This is a genomic window from Sinorhizobium sp. BJ1 (assembly GCF_002531555.1).
Classification (GTDB): domain Bacteria; phylum Pseudomonadota; class Alphaproteobacteria; order Rhizobiales; family Rhizobiaceae; genus Sinorhizobium; species Sinorhizobium fredii_B.
Window position 1 is genome coordinate 26,078 of record NZ_NWTH01000022.1, and the last position, 20,191, is coordinate 46,268.

Below are 20,191 nucleotides of genomic sequence, written 5' to 3' on the forward strand. Positions count from 1 at the left end.
AGCGCAGCGCGTCTTGTCAGACGCGCAGGTCGCTGTAGCACTTTGAATTGCTGCATGTTTTGGAATGGCTCCGATTGAAGGAAACATGTAGTAGGCAGCATGCCGAGGCAATCCGGCACCGTCTCGTCCAGGGGATGCCGAATGTTCATTATCTCGGAGCGAGGCCATCAAGCAGGAAGTCGAGGCCTTTCCTGAAAGCGCCGTCCCAATCGTTATCCAGCAGCAGACGAGAGCGTTCGATTGTCGGGTAGTGTTCGCTGAGGCGTGTGAGGCGCTGCTGCGCGGCGGCCCTGTCGTCGTCCGAGAGGTCGAAGCTCGCCCGGGTGACGGTAGCGCCTATCACATAGTTCCAGAGCGACCATATCGTGACGTTCAAATCCGCGTCCGCTACACCGGCTCTGGACAAGGTCTTGCTCAGCATCTCTAGGCGACTAAGCATATTCGGGCCGAGCGCCCGGCGCGGCAACAGCGATGCCGACCAAGGATGGCGCAGCATGCTGGCGCGCCAGTCTTCGAGCATATGAATGACTTCCCGGCGCCAGTCTTGAGACTCAACTATTTGCGGCGGTCCGCGATATTCGAGGACCGAGTCGAGGGCCAGATCAAAGACCTCCTCTTTGTTGTCGACGTGCCAATAAAGGCTCATTGCGCCCGAGCCGAGGCGATCTGCCAGCCGACGCATCTTCAATCCGTCGACTCCCTGGGCGTCCAGCAGTTCTACCGCGGTCGCCACGATCCGTTCCAGTGAGAGAGGCGGTTCACTGCGTGGCTCCTGCGCGGACCGGAGTGACACACCTATCCGCTGAGACCGTTTGCTCTGAGCGCCGCTGCGTTTGGCTGCCATCCGTCTTCCTTGCTGATCAGAACGTCGATTTAAGCCGACGATGCGACGAATGTCGATCCTGAGCGCTTGACTCGTACAGCGTACGATGCGATTGAATCGTACGCTGTACGAGTAAATCATATGGGCGATGGGTTAAAGTTCAATCCTGCACCGCGGGGGCACGTTTTGTCCTCAGCGCCAAGAGAAAATCATGTCACGCGCAATCAAGCATCTGCTTATCGGAGGGCTAATCATCATGACCATGGGAGTTCCCAATGCGACGACAGCGAATGAGAATGATCTCAAGCTGACCATCGTCAATCCACGAAACCTCTATGATCCGACGCCGAATGGCTACAGCACGGCGGTGATTGTGCCCCGCGAAGCCCGGCTAGCCTACATCTCCGGACAGGGCGGCCAAGACAGCACTGGAGCCTTGTCGCCCGACTTCGCTGTCCAGGTGAAGCAGGCCTACGCAAATCTGCGCACCGCCCTCGATGCGCTCGGTGCAAGGCCGGATCAGGTCGCCAAGCTCACGGTCTTCGTGGTCGATCACGATATGTCCAAGCTTGAGGTGTTGACCAAGAACGTCAAGGAAATGTTCGGCGAGGCACTGCCGGCGCAGACTCTGATCCCTGTCCCCAAGCTTGCAATTGACCCCATGCTCTTCGAGGTCGAAGCCGTCGTCATTCTGGAATAGTGGCGGCGATGGATCAGGCGCGATTGTCAACTGTGAGAACGGGTACCGATGGGTACATATGGCGAATGTCGTCGGGCCAACATGCAAGCGATGTCCGCTCGGTCCGCGATGCAACTCTTCGGCACTTTGGCTGAGAACTTCGGGTCACCACCCACGTCTGGCCAAAAGAACTCATGCGCCCTTGTGGACAAGCGAGCGTCCTAACGCCGCTCCGCCCAGACCTTCGCCAGTTCGACGATCGTCTCCACCGCTCTCTCCATGTCCTGCTGGCTGATCCATTCAAGCGGCGAGTGGAAGGCGTGGCCGCCGGCAAAGAGGTTGGCGGAGGGCAGGCCCATGAAGGACAGCCGCGACCCGTCGGTGCCGCCGCGGATGCTGCCACGAACCGGCGTCATGCCGGCGCGGCGGATCGCCTCGACGGCATTCTCGACGATCTCCGGATGGCGGTCGAGGATCGCCTTCATGTTGCGGTATTGCTCCTTGATCTCGAAGCTGTAGCTGGAGCCGGGATAGTCCTTCATGACACTTCTCGCCAGGTGATCGAGCATCTGCTCCTTGGCGGCGAGGCCCTCCTCTTCGAAATCGCGGACGATGAAGCTCAAGGTGGCCTTCTCCATCGAACCGGTCAGGCCGGTCGGATGGACGAAGCCCTCGCGGCCGTCCGTCGTCTCCGGCGCCATGTCCTTCGGCAGCCGATCGACGATCGCCGCGCCGATCTTGATGGCGTTTTCCATCTTGCCCTTGGCGAAGCCTGGATGGATGGCGACGCCGTGGATGGTGATATCGACGCTGTCGGCCGAGAAGGTCTCGTCCTCGATATGGCCGGCCGTCTCGCCGTCGACCGTGTAGGCGAAGGCCGCGCCGAGCTTTTCCAGGTCCGCCTTGTCGACGCCGCGGCCGATCTCCTCGTCGGGCGTAAAGAGGATCTTGATCGTTCCGTGCCGGATGTCGGGATTGTCGACGAGGCGCTGGGCGGCCGCGACGATCTCGGCGAGACCGGCCTTGTCGTCGGCGCCGAGCAGCGTCGTGCCGTCGGTCGTGATGATGTCGTTGCCGATCTGGTCGGCGAGCGCCGGATTGTCGCTGACGCGGATCACCTGCGCCGGATCGCCCGCAAGCCGGATGTCGCCGCCCGCGTAGTTGCGGACGATCTGCGGCTTGACGTTGGTGCCGGTGAAGTCGGGCGCCGTGTCCATATGCGAGCAGAAGCAGATCACCGGCACCGGCTTGTCGACGTTCGACGGAATGGTCGCATAGACGTAGCCGTGCTCGTCGAGATGGGCGTCGGCAAGGCCGATCGCCAGCAACTCCTCGACCAGCAAACGGCCGAGAGTCTTCTGCTTTTCGGTGGAGGGCTGCGTCGGTGACGTGGGGTCCGACTGGGTGTCGATGACGACGTAGCGCAAGAAACGGTCGGTGACGGTATCAGTCAAGGCGAGCTCCAGAGCGGCATCGAATGAAACCCGCTATAGCCTGCGCCGGTGCCGCGGTGAATTGATTTTCGCCCTGCCGATGCGTTTTGCCGGCGCGGTCGACCGCAATTTCGAGCTTTCGCTGGCGGCGGGGACGCAACGGAGGCATGATCGGCTCGTCAGCGGCGACGTATGCTGCTGTCGACCTAGATGCCAAGGATGCCAGATCGGAAACCTTTTGAGGAGGATACGGTGAGCGGGCACGTCTATAAGAAAGTTGAACTGATCGGAAGTTCTCCGAACTCGGTTAACGAAGCCATCGAAACGGCGATTTCGCGGGCTTCGAAAACGATGCGTAACCTCGACTGGTTCGAGGTCGACCAGATTCGCGGGCAGATCGTCAATGGCAAGGTGGCCCACTATCAGGTGGTCATGAAGGTCGGGTTCCGGATCGACGACTGATCGGCGCGCAGAGGGGAAGTATACAAGAACGGCCCGGCGCGTCATGCACCGGGCCGCTGGAAGCCTGATGAACAAGGATCAGGCGGCCTGCAATGCGCCGGTGGAGCGCCGATCCAGTGCACCGCTCCAGAGGGTCAAGAGCAGTGCGAGGGACACGAGGACGGCGCCGACCCAGGGCGTCGCAGCGAGACCGAGGGCGGAGTCCACCACCTTGCCGCCGAGCCAGGCACCGAGCGCGATGCCGAGGTTGAAGGCGGCGATGTTGAGCGCCGAGGCGACATCGATGGTGCCGGGTCGATGCTCCTTGGCAAGCTGGACGACATAGAGCTGCAGCCCTGGAACATTGGCGAAGGAGAGGAAGCCGAGCGCGGCCAGTGTCACGAGCGTCGGCACCGGGGAAGCCGCCGTGAAGGAGAAGGCGAAGAGTACCAGCGCCTGGAGGAGGAAGAGGCCGATAAGCGCCTTCACCGGATTGGTGTTGGCGATCCGCCCGCCGGAGATATTGCCGATGGCGATGGCGACGCCGTAGAGAACCAGGATCAGGCTGACGCTTTCGGGCGAAAAGCCGGTGATTTCCTGAAGGATCGGCGCGAGGTAGGTAAAGGCGACGAAGGTGCCGCCATAGCCGAGCGCGGTCATCGCGAAGACGATCAGCAGGCGGCCGGAGGAAAGCACGCGGAGCTGGTCGACAAGGCTTGCCGGGGTAGCCCTGGAGAGCGACTTCGGCAGGAGCGCCGCGATGCCGGCAAAGGCGATCACGCCGAGCGCCGCAACGGCCCAGAAGGTCGTGCGCCAACCGAAGATCTGGCCGATATGGGTGCCGATCGGCACGCCGGTGACGATTGCGACAGTCAGCCCCATGAACATCATGGCGATCGCCGAGGCGCGGCGGTTTTCCGGAACGAGATCGGCGGCAATGGTCGAGCCGACCGAGAAGAACACACCGTGGGCGAAGGCCGAGAACACGCGGGCGACGAGCAGCATTTCATAGCTCGGCGAAAGTGCAGCCCCCGTATTGCCGACGATGAAGAGCGCCATCAGACCGAGCAGTAGCGGCTTGCGCTCGATCCTGCTAGTGAGCGCGGTAAGAATGGGGGCGCCGAAGGTGACGCCGAGCGCATAAACGCTGACGATAAGGCCGGCGAGCGGCAGGGTAATGTCGAGGTCGGTCGCGACCGTCGGCAACAGACCGACGATGACGAATTCAGTGGTGCCGATCGCGTAAGCGGCGATCGTCAGGGCGAAGATAGCGAGAGGCATGGCAAATCCGTTTCCGCCCGCCGTTCGGAGTGCGAGCGGAGGCTTGAAGAGGCGTTGACGACGGTTGGTTTTTCGCAGTGCAATATGCTAGCGCCGCGCCGCCGCGATAAGCCGCTGCCTTGTTGAAACGCCTGTGAATTCAGTTCATGAATGTAGATCGAATGAGCGTTCCGCTCACGGACAGGTTTGTCGCAAAGCCCGATTAGTCGCGAGCCAGCCAGGCCTCGATGCCGCGCGCCGCGGCACGGCCCGTCGCAATGCAGGCGGTCAGCAGGTAACCGCCGGTTGGCGCTTCCCAGTCGAGCATCTCGCCAGCGACGAAGAGGCCGGGGAGCGCCTTCAGCATGAAGTGAGCGTCGATCTGATCAAAGCCGATGCCGCCGGCCGACGAGATCGCCTCGACGATTGATCGCGGCCGCAGCAGCGGGATGGGCAAGGCCTTTATGGTGACTGCCAGCTTTTCTGGATCGGCCTTCGATACCGCCGGCACGAGCTCGCGTAACAGCGCCGCTTTGACGCCTTCGAGGCCGGCACCCTTCCTGAGGCGATTGGCAAAGCTCGCCTTTCCATCCTGGCGCGCCAGATCCCGCGTCAGGCGGTCCAAGCTTCGACCCGGCGCGAGATCGAGCGTAAGCGCGGCCTTGCCGTCCCGCTCCAGCTGGTCGCGCAGGGCCGCCGCATGGGCGTAGACGAGGCTGCCTTCGATCCCGTGGCGGCTCACCACGAATTCGCCCGGAAGAGCGCCGGCCCCGGACGTGGCGGCGACGGATTTCAAGGGTTCGCCGGCGAAGCGCCCCACGAATGCCTCGCTCCAGGCGACGTCGAAGCCGCAATTGGCGGGGCGAAACGGGTGGACTTCTACTCCCTTGGCGGCCAGCCAAGGCACCCAGGCGGCGTCGGAGCCGAGCCGCGGCCAGCTTGCGCCGCCAAGTGCCAGCAGCGCGGCGTTGCAGTGGACGGTCTTCCGTCCCTCCGGCGTCTCGAACAGATAGCCGTCCTCCGCAAAGCCGATCCAGCGGTGGCGGGTGAGGAGCCTGACGCGCTTGGCCTCCAGCCGGCGCAGCCAGGCCCGCAGCAGCGGCGAGGCCTTCATCGCCTTCGGAAAGACGCGGCCGGAGGAGCCGACGAAGGTTTCTGTGCCGAGCCCGGCCGCCCAGGTTTGTATGTCGTCGGGCGTGAAGGCGTCGAGGGCAGGGCGGAGGCGATCGGACGCGTGGCCGAAGCGCATCGCGAAGCGCTGATAGCTCTCGGAATGCGTGATGTTGAGCCCGGACTTGCCAGCAAGCAGTAACTTGCGCGCGGCTGTCGGCATCGCCTCGTAGATCGTCACCGCATTGCCGAGCTCCGCCAGAGTCTCGGCCGCCATCAGGCCGGCCGGTCCGCCGCCGATGATCGCGACCTCTTTGCGTGCGATGACTTGCTCGCTCAAGACTGTGCTTCCGCTGGCGCCGGGCCGGTCGACTCGCGCAGGATGAGTTCGACGGGCCAGAGCTCGTGGATCTCCTCGGCCGACCGTCCGCCCAACAGTTGCAGCACGAGATCCGCCGATCGTGCCCCGGCCGCCCGCATCGAGGAGCGGGTCGCCGAAAGCGACGGGACCATGTTGTCGGCCGTCAGATAGGGGAACACGTCGTCATGGGCGATCACCGAAATGTCGCGTCCGACGACGAGCCCGCGGGAACGCACCGCGCGATAGATCCCGAGCGCCGTCATCATCGAGCCGGCAACGAAGGCGGTCGGCCGCGGCGATTGTTCGAGAAACGACCGGGCATAGCGAAAACCGAGCTCGTCGGTGAAGTGGTCATGGGCGACAAGGCGTGGATCGAAGGGAATACCGCGCTCCTGCAGCGCATTGCGGTAACCCTTGTCACGATGCAGCGAGAAGGTCCGCCCGTGGCGGCCGTTGATCATCGCAACGCGCTTGTGGCCGAGGTCGAGCAGATGGGACGTGGCGCGCCGGACGGCGCTCTCGTTGTCGATGTCGATCCAGGCATGCGGCACGTCAGTCTCGGAACGGCCGTGGACCAGAAATGGAAAGCCGAGCTCGTGAAGAAAGGCGATGCGCTCGTCGGTCGGCTTCGGCGAATGGACGATCACCGCATCGACCCGGCCGCTGGTGACGAGCCTGCTGTAGAGCGAAATCTCGTCGGTGGAGTCGCGATCCGTCGTCGGGCTGACGAGGATGTCGATGTCCTCGCCGTCCAGGCGCTCGGCCATGCCGCTCATGAATTCGGCGAAGTGAAACTCGCCGGTGCGGCCCATGATGACGCCGATCGCACCGGCGCGCCCGGTCACCAGCCGCACCGCATTGATGTTGGGCCGATAGCCGAGCCGGACGGCCTCTTCCGCCACCCGTTTGCGGGTCTTTTCGCTCACCTCCGGATAGCCGCTCAGCGCACGGCTGACCGTTGTCGGCGAAAGACCCAATTGGCGGGCGAACTCCTTGAGCTTCATGCGGCCTAACTATTCCCTTAACCCCGGTTGCCTCGATGAGGAATATACGCCTTTGCCGCAAGGGACAACCGATCGCCCGGTTGCCGCATCTGGCGAGAAGCAGAGTCTATCTTGCGCGGTCACCTCAGCCAAATCGCTTTAAATTTTATGAGGCGTACACGCATCGTGAGCTTTGAGTCAAACGAACGCGAAACAAGGTTGTAAACAGGATAAGCTCCTGAATTTGTGACATTTAACCGCCTGAATTCGTACCTGCAAACTGGCGTCCGGCAGTATATTGACATCATTTCGCGCTTCTGACACTTTTTTCCAGCCAAACCGTTTTCGAATTTGCTGAGGAGCTTTCGAGCGGTTGGGGGATTTGGAGGAGCCATCGATCATGACACTGCTTCTGAGAACCTTGACTCTCTGCGCCGCTCTGGGCGCCGCCGACCTTGCCGTCGCTGCGGAGCTAGCGCTTGCCGCCAACACCACCGGCAAGAACGTGCATTTCATGCGCGAACAGCTCGACGCCTTCGAGAAAAAGACCGGCCACAAGGTCAGTCTCGTCACCATGCCGCCGTCGAGCAGCGAGCAATTCAGCCAATACCGGCTGTGGCTGGCGGCTGGAAACAAGGACGTCGACGTCTACCAGACGGACGTTATCTGGGCGCCGCAGCTCGACAACCAGTTCGTCGACCTCACCGAGGCCGCCAAAGACGTGGTCGGCGATCACTTCCCGTCGATCATCCAGTCACAGACCGTCAACGGCAAGCTGGTGGCGCTGCCAATCTTCACCGATGCGCCGGCGCTCTACTACCGCAAGGACTTGCTGGAGAAATACGGCAAGACGCCGCCCAAGACCTGGGACGAATTGACGGCGACCGCCAAGGAGATCCAGGAAAAGGAGCGGGCCGACGGGAAGACCGATCTCTGGGGCTATGTCTTCCAGGGCAATGCCTATGAGGGGCTGACCTGCAACGCGCTGGAATGGATCAAGTCCTCCGGTGGCGGGCAAATCGTCGAGGCCGACGGGACGATCTCCGTCAACAACGAAAAGGCGGCTGCGGCCATCGAGCGGGCCAAGGGCTGGATCGGCACGATCGCGCCCGAGGGCGTGCTTGCCTATCAGGAGGAGGAATCGCGCGGCGTCTGGCAGACCGGCAATGCCGTCTTCATGCGCAACTGGCCCTATGCCTATGCGCTCGGGAACGGTGACGACAGCGCCGTCAAGGGAAAATTCGACGTGATGCCGCTGCCGACCGCGACCGACGGCGAAAGGCCGTCCTCGACGCTCGGCGGCTGGAACCTCGCGGTGTCGAAATACTCCGATGAGCAGGAAGCGGCTATCGAGCTCGTAAAGTTCCTCTCGTCCAAGGAAGTGCAGAAAGCGCGTGCCCTGCAACTGTCGCAATTGCCGACGGTTGCCGCCCTTTACGACGACGCGGAAATTGCCGCCACCCACCCCTTCATGCCGAACTGGAAAGCGATCTTCCAAAGTGCCGTGCCGCGCCCGTCGGCCGTCACGAAGGTCAAGTATAACGAAGTCTCCTCGAAACTCTGGAGCGCCGTCCATAACACGCTCTCCGGCGACGGCACCGCTGCCGACAACCTCGAACTGCTGGAAGTCGAGCTGACCGAGCTCAAAGGCGACAGCTGGTAAACCTCCCCGGGCGGGGAAGCCTGTAAAACTTTGTACCTCTCTCCCCGCCTTGCAGCCGTCGCCGGGGATGGCGGCCCACTCCGGCCGCCATCCCCCCTGAAACCTAGCGGCGAAAGCCGAACGGCAATGGGGAGCCAACCTTATGACCGATCTCACCGTCGCGGACCCACCGGCCGCGCTTGCGCATCCGAGCCATATCAATTCGGACCTCAAGGTCCAGCGCGTCCGCTCCGCCTGGGTGTTCCTGGCACCGACCCTGCTGGTGCTGGCGCTCGTCGCAGGCTGGCCGCTCGTCCGGACCATCTATTTCAGCTTCACCAATGCGTCGCTGACGAACCTCGCCGGCGCCGATTTCGTCGGCTTTCAAAACTATCTTTCCTGGATCACGTTGAAGAGCGGCCGCACCATCTACAAGGGCCTGCTCGCCGACCCGGCCTGGTGGAACGCCGTCTGGAACACGCTGAAATTCACCGTGATCTCCGTCAGCATCGAGACGGCGCTGGGGCTCGTCGTCGCCCTGGTGCTGAATGCCCATTTTTCCGGGCGCGGCCTGGTGCGGGCGGCAATCCTCATTCCGTGGGCGATCCCGACGATCGTTTCGGCAAAGATGTGGGCATGGATGCTCAACGATCAGTTCGGCATTTTGAACGAGATATTCCTCGGGCTCGGCCTGATCAGCCAGAAGATCGCCTGGACCGCCAGTCCCGATACGGCGATGATCGCCGTGCTCATCGTCGACGTCTGGAAGACGACGCCGTTCATGGCGCTCTTGATCCTCGCCGGCCTGCAGATGGTGCCGATCGACATCTATGAGGCCGCCAGGATAGACGGGGTCCATCCGCTCCGGGTGTTCTGGCGGGTGACCTTGCCGCTCATCCGGCCGGCACTGATGGTCGCGGTGATCTTCCGGATGCTCGACGCGCTGCGCATCTTCGACCTCATCTACGTACTCACCCCCAACAATGCGCAGACGAAGACGATGTCGGTGCTGGCCCGCGAGAACCTTTTCGATTTCGACAAGTTCGCCTACGGCGCGGCCGCCTCGACCATGCTGTTCCTGATCATCGCCTCGATCACCGTCCTCTACATGTGGTTCGGGCGCGTCAACTTCGACGGAGGAGAACGCTGATGGCTGCGACACTCGCGAAACGCACCGCTTTCTACCTGCTTGTCGCGACGATCATCGTCATCGCGGTCTTTCCCTTCTACTACGCGGTCCTGACGAGCCTCAAATCCGGCACCGCCCTCTTCCGCGTCGACTATTGGCCAAGCGAACTGTCGCTGGCCAATTACACGAACGTCGTCTCGAGCGGCAGCTTCCTGCGGAATCTCGGAAATTCGCTGCTCGTGGCGACGTTGGTCGTCGCCATCTCGCTGCTGCTCGCGGTCACCGCCGCCTATGCGCTCGGACGGGTGCGCTTCCGCGGCCGGTCGCTGCTGCTGCTGACCATCCTGTCGGTGTCGATGTTTCCGCAGATCGCCGTTCTTGCCGGTCTCTTCGAGCTGATACGCGGGATCGGGATCTTCAACACGCCGCTGGCGCTGATCTTTTCCTACATGATCTTCACGTTGCCGTTTACGGTCTGGGTGCTGACAACCTTCATGCGCGACCTGCCGGTGGAGATCGAGGAAGCGGCGATCGTCGACGGCGCCTCGCCCTGGGTGATCATCACGCGGGTGTTCATGCCGCTGATGTGGCCGGCCCTGGTCACGACCGGCCTGCTCGCCTTCATTGCCGCCTGGAACGAATTCCTGTTCGCGCTCACCTTCACCTCGTCGGACGTGCAGCGCACGGTGCCGGTGGCGATCGCGCTCCTTTCAGGCAGCAGCAACTTCGAAATCCCCTGGGGCAACATCATGGCCGCATCGGTGATCGTCACGGTGCCACTGGTGGTGCTCGTGCTCATCTTTCAGCGGCGGATCATTTCCGGCCTGACGGCCGGCGGCGTCAAAGGTTAGGAGTTAAGAGATGGCAGAGCTGCAATTGCGCGACATTCGCAAGTCGTTCGGCGCCTACGACGTCATCAAGGGCGTCAGCATGGATATCCGGGCGGGCGAATTCATGGTTTTCGTCGGCCCTTCCGGTTGCGGGAAGTCCACTCTTTTGAGGCTGATTGCCGGCCTCGAGGAGATCACCTCCGGCACGCTCGCCTTCGATGGTGAGGTCGTCAACCATCTCGTCCCGTCGAAACGTGGTATCGCCATGGTCTTTCAGTCCTATGCGCTTTACCCGCACATGACGGTCTTCGAGAACATGGCCTTCGGGATGCAGCTCGCCGGCAAGGACAAGGAGCAGTGCCGCAAGCGCGTGGAGGCGGCGGCGGAGATGCTGCAACTCACCCCTTATCTTGAGCGGCTGCCGCGTCAGCTCTCGGGTGGCCAGCGGCAGCGCGTCGCAATCGGACGCGCGATCGTCCGCGATCCCAAAGTCTTTCTGTTCGACGAGCCGCTTTCCAATCTTGATGCGGCGCTGCGCGTCGCCACCCGCATTGAGATCGCCAAGCTTCATCGCAGCATGCACAAGACGACGATGATCTATGTCACCCATGATCAGGTCGAGGCGATGACGCTCGCCGATCGCATCTGCGTGCTGAGAGACGGGCGCGTCGAACAGATCGGCACGCCGCTCGAGCTTTACGAAAATCCGAACTCGGTGTTTGTCGCCGGCTTCATCGGTTCGCCGAAGATGAACTTCCTCTCGGGGCCTTTCGCCGCGCTCCACGAAGCCGAGACGATCGGCATCCGGGCGGAACATCTGGAGATCGCCGGCGAGGACGGGCAATGGGCCGGAACCGTCGTCCACTCCGAGATGCTCGGATCCGACAGCTACATCTACCTCGACATCGGCGCCGGCGAACCGGTAATCGTCCGGGAGACCGGCACGTCCCGGCATCAGCCGGGCGAGACGGTGCGGATCGCTCCGGAGGCCGGCCAGATCCACCGCTTCGATGCGGCGGGGCGGTCGATAGGACGCCACATTCTGCGAGGTGCCGCGTAATGCATGCTTCCTAAAATCGTCGCCGATTTAAGGATAAAACATGCAGCATTCAAAGTGCTACAGCGACCTTTGTGCGTCTGAGAAGACGCATGGCGCTGTAGATCGCATCGATTTCGGATCATTTCCAAATGCCAGACGTTAGACCCCGTAGGGCGAAATCCCAGCCCGACCCCGGTCGACAGACTCAATTCACGGACAGCGGGCACCCGCGGCGGATGCCCCAATCAGCAGGAGAACGACCTTGTCTATCAACACCATCGTATGGGGTGAGAACATCCACGAGCAGACGAATGCCGTCGTGCGGGAAATCTATCCGGACGGCATGCACAACACGATCGCCGCGGCGCTGAACACCGATCCGGCGATCAAGGCAACGACGGCGACGCTGCAGGAGCCGGAGCACGGGCTGAGCGAGGAGCGGCTGGCTTCGGCCGATGTGCTTTTGTGGTGGGGCCACAAGGATCATGGCGCCGTCGACGACAGGATCGTCGAGCGGGTCGCCAAGCGGGTCTGGGAAGGCATGGGACTGATCGTGCTGCATTCCGGCCATTTCTCCAAGGTCTTTAAGCGGCTGATGGGCACGCCCTGCGCACTCAAATGGCGCGAGGCGGGCGAACGCGAGCGCGTCTGGGTCGTCAACCCGCGCCATCCGATTGCCGAAGGCCTCGGCGACAATTTCGTCATCGAGCACGAGGAGATGTATGGCGAACAATTCTCCGTGCCGGAGCCGCTGGAGACGGTGTTCATCTCCTGGTTTGCCGGCGGCGAGGTGTTCCGCTCCGGGCTGACCTGGCGGCGCGGTGCCGGCAACATCTTCTATTTCCGTCCCGGCCACGAGACCTATCCGACCTATCACGATGAAACGGTGCAGCATGTGCTGCGCAATTCGGTGAAATGGGCGCATAACCCGCAAGGGTCCTACAAGGCGATCCACGAGGCGCCGAACGTGCCGGTGGAAAAGGCGCTGGAGCCGATCGTCGAGCGCGGCCCGAAACTGCACCGCGCCGGCGAAGCGGGCTACAGATGAGGAGCGTGCCGATGCGTCTGCTGATACTCGGAACCGGCGGCATGGCAAACAGCCATGCCAACGCCTTCGCCAAGATAGACGGCGTCGAAATGATCGGCGCCGTCGATGTCGACCCGAACCGCGCCAAGGCCTTTGCCGAGCAGCACGGCATCGAGCATACCTTCACGTCGCTCGAGGAGGCGATCGCCTGGGGGCAATTCGATGCTGCGACCAACGTCACCCCCGACAAGGCGCACCATCCGACGACGCTTGCTCTGATTGCCGCCGGCAAGCACGTGCTCTGCGAGAAGCCGCTGGCGGAGAACTATGAAAAGGCCGCTGAAATGGCCGCGGCGGCCGAGCGCTCCGGTCTCATCGCCATGGTCAACCTCACCTACCGCAATGTGGCGCCGCTTCAGAAGGCGCGCGAACTGGTACTCTCCGGCGCCATCGGCGAGGTCAGGCATCTGGAAGCCTCCTATCTGCAGAGCTGGCTGGTGTCGAAGGCCTGGGGCGACTGGGCGAGCGAGTCCAAGTGGCTGTGGCGGCTTTCGACCAGGCACGGTTCGAACGGCGTGCTCGGCGATGTCGGCATTCATATTCTTGATTTTGCCGGCTATGGGGCCGGCATTTCGGTCGAGCGTGTGTTCGCGCGGCTGAAGGCCTTCGACAAGGTGCCCGGTAACCGGATCGGCGAATACGACCTCGATGCCAATGACAGTTTCGCCATGACGGTGGAGTTCGACAGCGGTGCCATGGGCGTCATTCATGCGAGTCGCTGGGCAACCGGCCATCTTAACGAGCTGAGGCTGAGGCTGCATGGCGACAAGGGTGCGCTGGAGGTGATCCACACGCCGGATGGCTCTAGCCTGCGGGCGTGCCTTGGGCCCGACGTCGAAAAGGCCATCTGGCGCGAGGTCGATGCGGGCACGGTGCCGACCAATTACGAGCGCTTCGTCGCCGCGGTTCAGGCCGGGCAGGTGACCGAGCCCGGCTTCCGCCATGCCGCCGACCTGCAGAAGGTCCTCGATCTCGCGATCGAAACAGAGCGTGAGCGGCGGGAACTCGGGGTCGCGGATATGGAGTGGGTCGCGGACGGGCGGCTCGTCGTCGGAGGATAACTCAAAGCTGCTCCCGCTTTCCGGCATTCCCGAAAAGCGGGAGATAGTCGGCACAGCGTTCATAGCGAACGCGCGACATGTTCGAGCGGTCGTCGTTTCTCGTGGGCCGCTCGATCCCAGTGCTGTGACTTAGCGGCTCCGGCTCGACCCGAAGCCGTTAAGTCTAGGCATGCAGGTGATGACGATAATCCCAGAGCGCCCAGGCGGCGATTGCGGCGACGAGCACGCCGAGAATGACGTGAGTCCACATCGCGTTCGCATTCGCCATGAAGCCGAGGATCCAGGGAGAAACGATCAACCACAGACCGATCACCATATTGGCCCATTCCTCCCATTCGGCGAAGGCCGAAAGGGTCGCGACCGCAAGGGCGCCGAGCACGATTGCGGCGATCCAAGCGTTCCAGGTCGGCGTCGTATCAGATGCGAAGCCGATGACCCAGGGAGAGAGGAACAGGCAGACGGCCAGGACCAGATTGGCCCAATCCTGACTTCTTCTTCCTGCCATAAGGGTGTTGGGCATGACAACCTCCACGTATGAAGCTTGATCAAAGCGTTACCACTCGCGTGCAACACACGTTCCAGCTCCGGTCGTTTGGGATCGCACGGTTGCCGTAACGCCTTGAATTGCTGGGGTAATTTTATCCTTAAATCGGTTTCGATTCAAGGACTCCCGCAATATGCGGATTTTGCAGGTTATTCCCGCTGCGCATGACCGTGCGGGGCCGCCGAAACGCCCGTCGTGCGAGGGTTGTTTCGGCATCGGCAATACGCTTTCCTGCCTGCCGGAACTCTGTTGATGCCTTCCTTCCCGTTGGAAATAAGCCGGCCCGGGGCCATTTGTCTGTGGTGGCGAACTGGCCTATGACGGTGTGCCCAGTCCCAATTTCGCAGTGCGAGGCACATGGCTCCCCGGCCCGTCGACGCCCACATATTCTGGCGCGATCCGGCGCTCCCCTTTCTGGAGGCGCGCCAGGTCGCCGACGGGCGCGACGTCTGTTATGGTCTCCACAGTCACCGGACCTTTTCGATCGGCGCGGTCACACATGGCCGCAGCAACTACCGCAACGGGCGCCATCGGCACGACGTGGCGGCCGGCACGGTCGTTCTGATGAACCCCGAAGAGGCGCATGCCTGCAACCCGCTTCGAAACGTGCCCTGGGGCTATCGCATGCTCTATGTGGACGTTTCCTGGCTGACGGAGATGCAGCAGGCGGCAGACTTCACCCCTTATGCTGCCGTGGTGAGCACCGATCCTCACCTCTATCGCAGCCTCAACCGATTGTTCGACGTGCTGTTCGACGCGGAAATCGAGGTGCTCGCCAAGGAATGCGCGGCGGCGGCCTTCTTCGGCGAACTCGAAAACCGTCTCGAGAGGATCGAGGAGCGATGGGCGCTGGCGGCGCCCCGCCTAGATCGTGCTGCCGCCTTCATCACCGAGCACTGCACGCGCCGCCTGCGGCTCAGCGAGATCGCCGACGTCTCGGGCCTGTCGCCGTCCTATCTGGTGCGGGCCTTTAGGTCGCGCTACGGCATGACGCCGCATGCTTACCAGCTCAACCGCCGCATCCAGTTCGGGCAGAGCGAACTGCGTCGTGGCCGATCCGTCGTCGATGTTGCGCTCTCCGCCGGCTTTGCCGACCAGGCCCATTTCCAGCGGGTCTTCAAGCAGCATGTGGCGGCGACACCGCGCCAATATGCGCGGCTGCGGAGCGCGCATCCGACCGCCGACGCGCGGCGATGATCAGCTCTCGAAGGCGAGGTAGAGGGCGCTGAGCGCGACGAGCGCCGCCATCGCCCGATTGAAGGCGCGCATTCGCCCTGCATCGTCGAGGTAATGGCGCAGGCGCGCCCCGGCATAGGCCCAGGCGGCGATCGAGGCGTAGCAGACGACGAAGTAGAGCGCCGAAAACAGCCAAATCCGGGCCGTTCCACCGCCCATGCCGAAGGCTCCCATGCCGGCGATCGCGGCGATCCAGGCTTTCGGATTGAGCCATTGCTGCACGGCACCGGAGAGAAGCGAGGGCGGCCGCCGCACCTTGCCGTCCGAAATGCGTCCGTCGTCCCTCCAGAGGTTCCAGGCGAGATAGATTAGGAAGGCCACGCCGGCCGCGCCGATGATCCTTGTCACGCCCGGCCATTGCAACAGCAGTTCGGCAAGACCGAGCCCACTCAGCAGCAAAAGCGCTGTGAAGCCGACCGTCGCGCCGGTCACGTGGCCCACGCTGGCCCGAAAGCCATGGCGAAGGCCGGTGGTCAGGGCGACGATGTTGACCGGTCCCGGCGAGATGGAGGCGGCAAGCGCGAAGGAGCCCATCGAAAGATAGTGTGCCAGCGACATGGGTGCCTCTATTTCATCAGCGGCAGGTCGCCGGTCAGCGAGCGGACCAGCTTCTCGGGACCGTGAAGGCAAAGGCCGAGATAGCGCAGGTGATCATGCCGCATTTCGCCGATGCCGTGCTCATAGGCCTGATAGCTCTTGGCGCGCTGCGCCGTCTCGGTCACGTCGATCACAGCCAATCCCGATGTTTCCTGCGATGCCGCCCGCCGCCTCAGTTCCATCAAGCCGTCGGCGTTAAACATCAGGATGGGCATGACGATGGTGGTGATCCCTTGATGACAGTTACCGTCGGCATCGTGGACGGCATGGCCGATCAGATCCGGCCGCTCCTTGCCGAGAGTCATGGCCAATATGGCGGCGGTGTTGGCGATCAGGCCCCGCGGCAAAGTGTGGTCGATGATGAATGCGCAGCGTGTCACGGTCTTCCTCAAGCGTGGTCCCAGTCGCCTGGAAGGTATGACAAAGCCAACCGTGGTTATTGAAGGAAATTGCCCTGACGATTTTCCGTCGCGTGCAGGCTCAGCCTGGCTCGCCCGGCGCCGCACCTGCAATTGGGTCTGGCAGGAACAGGGCCAGGGGACGTCATCGCCCTGAGCACGACATGCTTAAAAGCCAGCATCATATATATTCGAATTAGCTCTTTTAGTAAATTGCGTAAAGTAATGAAATAATAGAGATGCGTGCACGGCTGCGGAGCGTACAAAATTGTTTGACGGACGATCAGCACTACCTAATTTTCGTTATAAGAATGACTGCAGAAAATGCTCAAGTGAGGCGGGTAGTTCTTAAAAAATCTTCCAGCATCTACAATGCCATTTGCCACTGGTGCGAGCGTTTGATAAACCTCCGACGCTTTTGTGACAGTTGCGGGAGGTGACAGCATGGGCATTTTCGACTTCAATCGTCTTTTGCGCACATCGTTTCATCGCAATACGGCTGACCTGCATGATCCAAAGGCGAGCCAGTTTTCAGACGCCGTACAGAAAGCCAAAAAGCCATTGGTGCCGCAGGGCAATCCTGAGAAAGAGCAGGACGGTCGCGTCGATCACAAGATCAAGAGGGACGAAACGCTTACGGGTATTGCGCCGCTCTACGAGCAGAGCATCCCCGATATCCTGCTGACGAATCCAGCCATTCGTAACCCGGACGTCATTAGCGAAGGCGAGTCGTTGCGGATATTGAGTGAAGAGCGGCGCACGAGCCTTGAGACCATCAAGGATCTGCATGCGGACATCGATAAGGCTTCGAGCCCGGCTGATAAAGACGAGAAGACCAAGGCGCTGACGCTCGCGATCGAGACGGACCTTCAATCGGCCGGCAAGAACCAGGCCTACACGCCCGAGAAGCTCAAGGCCTCCCTCGATCAACGAGAGGCGGACCTCATTGCGCTCGGCCCTGACACGGACGCATACAAGAAGCTCGTGCAGGGCGAGCGGAAATCTGTGGAGACTAATCTGAATGCTGTTTTCGAGCCGATCAGCAAGCTGGTGACGGCAGCGCAGCAAAACCCTGCAGAATGGCAGAAGGTCCAAACCGAACTTACCGGTCAGTTCGAAAAACTTGCCAAGAATGCACCCGATGGCGGCGAAGCTGCGATCAACAGTGCCCGGGAAACGTTGAAAGCCTTTGGTCCGACGGACAAGGGCTTTCTCGAGGCGCTCGATGCCAGCGGACGAGAGGTTCTGGTCAACCGACCGGCCAAACGTGTGCAGGATGCTTTCCGCGAAGGCAAGAACGATTTCAAGGGCTTCGATGGCGAGGACGCCACACAGTTCAAGAAAGAGGATGGTGCGGCCCGAGCTGCCAAGGTGCTCGACGAAGTGACCAAGAACGTCACCGACGAAACGGCGGTTCTGATTGTCCAGCAAGCAAATCAACCGACCGAGGCGTTTGGGACGAAGGACACAAAGGTGCTGGATGTCATCCAGCAGACGATCGGTCAGCAAACGGCGATCAATTCAGGTGCACTTCCCGACAGTCTGGCCGGTCGCTACGTTAACCAGGAAGTCAACCTGTCGCGGAACATGGCGCAGCACGATACGATCGCGCATTATTCCGAAGCCCTCGGTAGGATCTCGAAGGCTCCTGGCGGCGCCAAGATCATCGATGACAGCGCAAAGTCGATTGCCAAAGCCGTAAAGGACACGACCGACAAGACGTTTTCGGATTGGGAAGCCAAGCTTCCCGAAAAGGCAAGAACCTTCTCGCTCGAAGACAAGAAGAAGATCGGCAAGGAAATCGGCATCCCTTACCCGGAGATCAAACCTGCCGACCCGCAGGCCGCTGGCGACCCATTCCGCAAGGCCATCGCGGGCGGCAACGACCCGACCTTGAGTCTCGCGGTGGTCAAGGAGCTCAACAAATCCGGCAATCTCAGCGGCGCCAATGCCGTCTTCGATGCTGTGATCAAAGGCACGGATGACCTGACCAAGAACAGTCAGAATGCCGTTGGCGAATTCGCCAAGGATCACCTCGTTGTCGCCAATGACTGGAAATCGTCGCTCTCTGCCAAGCAGTTGACCGATGGGCTCGACGATTCGATTGCCAAAAACAGGGGCAGCAAAGACAAGATGGACGACCAGGGTGCGCGCATATTCCGCACCCTCAGTGCGCTCCACGAGGCCGAAGGGAGTCTGAAAGACCTGAAAGGGCTCGATGGCTTCAATCGCTACAAGCAGGCCACCAACCATCTGGAACAGGACGAGAAAAGTCAGTTCGCGGTGAGCAATAGCGAACAGGCCTGGACGGAAATGGGCAAGGCTTACATCGAGGCAACCGCGAAGCCAGAGACCGAAGCGGTTCCCGCCGCCCCCACCTTGTACTGGTCCGGTCGGGCTATCATCGGCATGCACAGAACAGTGGCTGCCTATGAGGCCCTTGGCGGCAACAAGGCCTACAAGCCACCGACTCCAGGCAGCATCGAAACGGCTAAGCGCATGAGTCCCGGTCAGTACGATCCGAAGCTGGCACAAAGCGCATCCCTGCTTCTCCACGGGCCCAACGCCTCAACCGACCCGAAGGCGCGCAAGGCTGCAATCGAAAGTCTCAGCAAGGCGTTCGATGGATCGAAATTCGATCCCCGCGCCGGCATAACCACGACGTCCGGCTTCGGCAAGGGATTGGCCGCGGTTCAGGGTCTCCTCTATCTGGGGAGCGCGAAGGACAATTTCGCCACACCTGGCCTCCTCACCCAGTCGTTCGGCGTCTGGCTGACGGCCGGGATCGCGCAGGAGGCAGCTCAACTGTCCGCCGGCGGCGTTCGTTCGCTGATCGAACGTGGCACCGTCGCAAAGGGCGGCTTCCTGGACCGAGCCACGCGATTTGCCGAAGTCGGCGGCACCTCGAAGTGGGGATGGTTCTCCAAGTATTTTGACCGCGCCGGCGGAGCGTTGATGGTCGCCTATACTCTCGATTATGCGGCGAAGGGCAAATGGGCAAACTCGGCCTTCGCTGCGACAACCACCGTCGGAACGTTTCTCTCGCTGATGAAGTCACCGAAGGCCGGTTTGTGGGGGGCTGGCCTCGCGGCTGTCGGCATCATCGGCGAGGCTATCTATAACGATTACCGCAGAGGCAAGATCGCAAGTTACTACGAAGGCCCGACCGAGAAATTCCTCATTAAGGCCGGATTCGGACAGGAAGCGGCGAAGTTACTTTCCAATCACGACGAGGATGGAAACAGTGTCGGTTCCGTCATCGAGCCTCTCGCCAAGGAACTGGGCATGACGCCCGAGGCCCTTACCGAAAGTCTGCGAGCGACCAAGGACATGGCGAAGCTAAGAGAATTCGTGGCGGGCGTTCACGAAACCAAACCGGATAAAAATGGGACCTATCCGACGACGGCTCCCAAGCGGCTGGAGAATTTGGAGTTGCCCGATGGCGAAACGATTTACCGTGATCCATCACTTGGTCGCCCCCGCACTATTCCGGAATTGGCCGAATGGACTCGCGAAAATCTCGTTCTGACGAGTTGAT

General features: G+C 61.7%; 18 protein-coding genes. 10 read left to right on the forward strand and 8 right to left on the reverse strand.

The window, feature by feature from the left end:
• Positions 1-148 precede the first annotated feature (148 nt).
• A complete protein-coding gene (locus CO676_RS23660; protein WP_097522869.1) occupies positions 149-844 on the reverse strand; it encodes a TetR/AcrR family transcriptional regulator C-terminal domain-containing protein in 696 nt (231 codons plus the stop codon).
• A 190-nt stretch (positions 845-1,034) separates the two neighbouring features.
• Here CO676_RS23660 and CO676_RS23665 point away from each other — a divergent pair, with 190 nt between their 5' ends.
• Positions 1,035-1,523 carry a RidA family protein gene (locus CO676_RS23665; RefSeq protein WP_097522870.1) on the forward strand — a complete coding sequence of 163 codons (489 nt, stop codon included), beginning with the start codon at positions 1,035-1,037 and terminating at the stop codon, positions 1,521-1,523.
• Positions 1,524-1,723: 200 nt separating this feature from the next.
• Here the strand turns inward: CO676_RS23665 and pepT are convergent, their stop codons facing one another.
• Complete coding sequence (gene pepT / locus CO676_RS23670; RefSeq protein ID WP_097522871.1) at positions 1,724-2,956, reverse strand: peptidase T; 1,233 nt, start codon at positions 2,954-2,956, stop codon at positions 1,724-1,726.
• A 231-nt stretch (positions 2,957-3,187) separates the two neighbouring features.
• Between pepT and CO676_RS23675 the strand changes: the two genes are divergently transcribed.
• Positions 3,188-3,397, forward strand: coding sequence for a dodecin (locus CO676_RS23675; RefSeq protein ID WP_014762934.1), 210 nt, complete (start codon positions 3,188-3,190; stop codon positions 3,395-3,397).
• A gap of 78 nt (positions 3,398-3,475) precedes the next feature.
• On the opposite strand, the gene CO676_RS23680 is transcribed toward CO676_RS23675, so the two are convergent.
• From CO676_RS23680 to CO676_RS23690, 3 genes are all read right to left on the reverse strand, one after another.
• Positions 3,476-4,657, reverse strand: a complete 1,182-nt coding sequence (locus tag CO676_RS23680; RefSeq protein WP_097522872.1) for an MFS transporter — start codon at positions 4,655-4,657, stop codon at positions 3,476-3,478.
• Between the two features lie 202 nt (positions 4,658-4,859).
• Positions 4,860-6,071 carry a TIGR03862 family flavoprotein gene (locus CO676_RS23685; protein ID WP_097522935.1) on the reverse strand — a complete coding sequence of 404 codons (1,212 nt, stop codon included), beginning with the start codon at positions 6,069-6,071 and terminating at the stop codon, positions 4,860-4,862.
• Between the two features lie 11 nt (positions 6,072-6,082).
• On the reverse strand, positions 6,083-7,111 hold the full coding sequence (locus tag CO676_RS23690) for a substrate-binding domain-containing protein (RefSeq protein WP_014762931.1): 1,029 nt from the start codon (positions 7,109-7,111) through the stop codon (positions 6,083-6,085).
• 379 nt (positions 7,112-7,490) lie between these two features.
• Between CO676_RS23690 and CO676_RS23695 the strand changes: the two genes are divergently transcribed.
• From CO676_RS23695 to CO676_RS23720, 6 genes are all read left to right on the forward strand, one after another.
• Positions 7,491-8,753 (forward strand): ABC transporter substrate-binding protein, encoded by a 1,263-nt coding sequence (locus CO676_RS23695; RefSeq protein WP_097522873.1) that lies wholly within the window; start codon positions 7,491-7,493, stop codon positions 8,751-8,753.
• A 142-nt stretch (positions 8,754-8,895) separates the two neighbouring features.
• On the forward strand, positions 8,896-9,882 hold the full coding sequence (locus CO676_RS23700) for a sugar ABC transporter permease (protein ID WP_097522874.1): 987 nt from the start codon (positions 8,896-8,898) through the stop codon (positions 9,880-9,882).
• Positions 9,882-10,712, forward strand: a complete 831-nt coding sequence (locus CO676_RS23705) for a carbohydrate ABC transporter permease (RefSeq protein ID WP_014762928.1) — start codon at positions 9,882-9,884, stop codon at positions 10,710-10,712. Before CO676_RS23700 ends, CO676_RS23705 begins: the two co-directional genes overlap by 1 nt.
• 10 nt (positions 10,713-10,722) lie before the next feature.
• A complete protein-coding gene (locus tag CO676_RS23710; protein ID WP_097522875.1) occupies positions 10,723-11,751 on the forward strand; it encodes an ABC transporter ATP-binding protein in 1,029 nt (342 codons plus the stop codon).
• Between the two features lie 241 nt (positions 11,752-11,992).
• Positions 11,993-12,778 (forward strand): ThuA domain-containing protein, encoded by a 786-nt coding sequence (locus CO676_RS23715; protein ID WP_097522876.1) that lies wholly within the window; start codon positions 11,993-11,995, stop codon positions 12,776-12,778.
• Positions 12,779-12,789: 11 nt separating this feature from the next.
• Positions 12,790-13,878 (forward strand): Gfo/Idh/MocA family oxidoreductase, encoded by a 1,089-nt coding sequence (locus CO676_RS23720; RefSeq protein WP_179875617.1) that lies wholly within the window; start codon positions 12,790-12,792, stop codon positions 13,876-13,878.
• Positions 13,879-14,041: 163 nt separating this feature from the next.
• On the opposite strand, the gene CO676_RS23725 is transcribed toward CO676_RS23720, so the two are convergent.
• Positions 14,042-14,398, reverse strand: coding sequence for an SPW repeat protein (locus CO676_RS23725; RefSeq protein ID WP_014762924.1), 357 nt, complete (start codon positions 14,396-14,398; stop codon positions 14,042-14,044).
• A gap of 381 nt (positions 14,399-14,779) precedes the next feature.
• On the opposite strand from CO676_RS23725, the gene CO676_RS23730 reads away from it, so the two are divergent.
• Entirely contained in the window at positions 14,780-15,619 is an 840-nt protein-coding gene (locus tag CO676_RS23730; RefSeq protein ID WP_097522878.1) for an AraC family transcriptional regulator, read from the forward strand.
• On the opposite strand, the gene CO676_RS23735 is transcribed toward CO676_RS23730, so the two are convergent.
• Positions 15,620-16,216, reverse strand: coding sequence for a LysE family translocator (locus CO676_RS23735; protein WP_179875618.1), 597 nt, complete (start codon positions 16,214-16,216; stop codon positions 15,620-15,622).
• 8 nt (positions 16,217-16,224) lie between these two features.
• Positions 16,225-16,635 (reverse strand): DUF2000 domain-containing protein, encoded by a 411-nt coding sequence (locus tag CO676_RS23740; protein ID WP_097522879.1) that lies wholly within the window; start codon positions 16,633-16,635, stop codon positions 16,225-16,227.
• Between the two features lie 462 nt (positions 16,636-17,097).
• Between CO676_RS23740 and CO676_RS23745 the strand changes: the two genes are divergently transcribed.
• A complete protein-coding gene (locus CO676_RS23745; protein ID WP_097522880.1) occupies positions 17,098-20,190 on the forward strand; it encodes a LysM domain-containing protein in 3,093 nt (1,030 codons plus the stop codon).
• Position 20,191 lies beyond the last annotated feature (1 nt).

What these genes read in the sequence shown, in the direction of transcription:
- CO676_RS23690 (WP_014762931.1), bottom strand. Translation starts at nt 7,111, where the DNA reads ATGAAGCTCAAGGAGTTCGCCCGCCAATTGGGTCTTTCGCCGACAACG.
- CO676_RS23720 (WP_179875617.1), top strand. Translation starts at nt 12,790, where the DNA reads ATGCGTCTGCTGATACTCGGAACCGGCGGCATGGCAAACAGCCATGCC.
- CO676_RS23735 (WP_179875618.1), bottom strand. Translation starts at nt 16,216, where the DNA reads ATGTCGCTGGCACACTATCTTTCGATGGGCTCCTTCGCGCTTGCCGCC.
- CO676_RS23700 (WP_097522874.1), top strand. Translation starts at nt 8,896, where the DNA reads ATGACCGATCTCACCGTCGCGGACCCACCGGCCGCGCTTGCGCATCCG.
- CO676_RS23710 (WP_097522875.1), top strand. Translation starts at nt 10,723, where the DNA reads ATGGCAGAGCTGCAATTGCGCGACATTCGCAAGTCGTTCGGCGCCTAC.
- CO676_RS23745 (WP_097522880.1), top strand. Translation starts at nt 17,098, where the DNA reads ATGGGCATTTTCGACTTCAATCGTCTTTTGCGCACATCGTTTCATCGC.
- CO676_RS23695 (WP_097522873.1), top strand. Translation starts at nt 7,491, where the DNA reads ATGACACTGCTTCTGAGAACCTTGACTCTCTGCGCCGCTCTGGGCGCC.
- CO676_RS23730 (WP_097522878.1), top strand. Translation starts at nt 14,780, where the DNA reads ATGGCTCCCCGGCCCGTCGACGCCCACATATTCTGGCGCGATCCGGCG.
- CO676_RS23680 (WP_097522872.1), bottom strand. Translation starts at nt 4,657, where the DNA reads ATGCCTCTCGCTATCTTCGCCCTGACGATCGCCGCTTACGCGATCGGC.
- CO676_RS23705 (WP_014762928.1), top strand. Translation starts at nt 9,882, where the DNA reads ATGGCTGCGACACTCGCGAAACGCACCGCTTTCTACCTGCTTGTCGCG.
- CO676_RS23660 (WP_097522869.1), bottom strand. Translation starts at nt 844, where the DNA reads ATGGCAGCCAAACGCAGCGGCGCTCAGAGCAAACGGTCTCAGCGGATA.
- CO676_RS23665 (WP_097522870.1), top strand. Translation starts at nt 1,035, where the DNA reads ATGTCACGCGCAATCAAGCATCTGCTTATCGGAGGGCTAATCATCATG.
- CO676_RS23725 (WP_014762924.1), bottom strand. Translation starts at nt 14,398, where the DNA reads ATGCCCAACACCCTTATGGCAGGAAGAAGAAGTCAGGATTGGGCCAAT.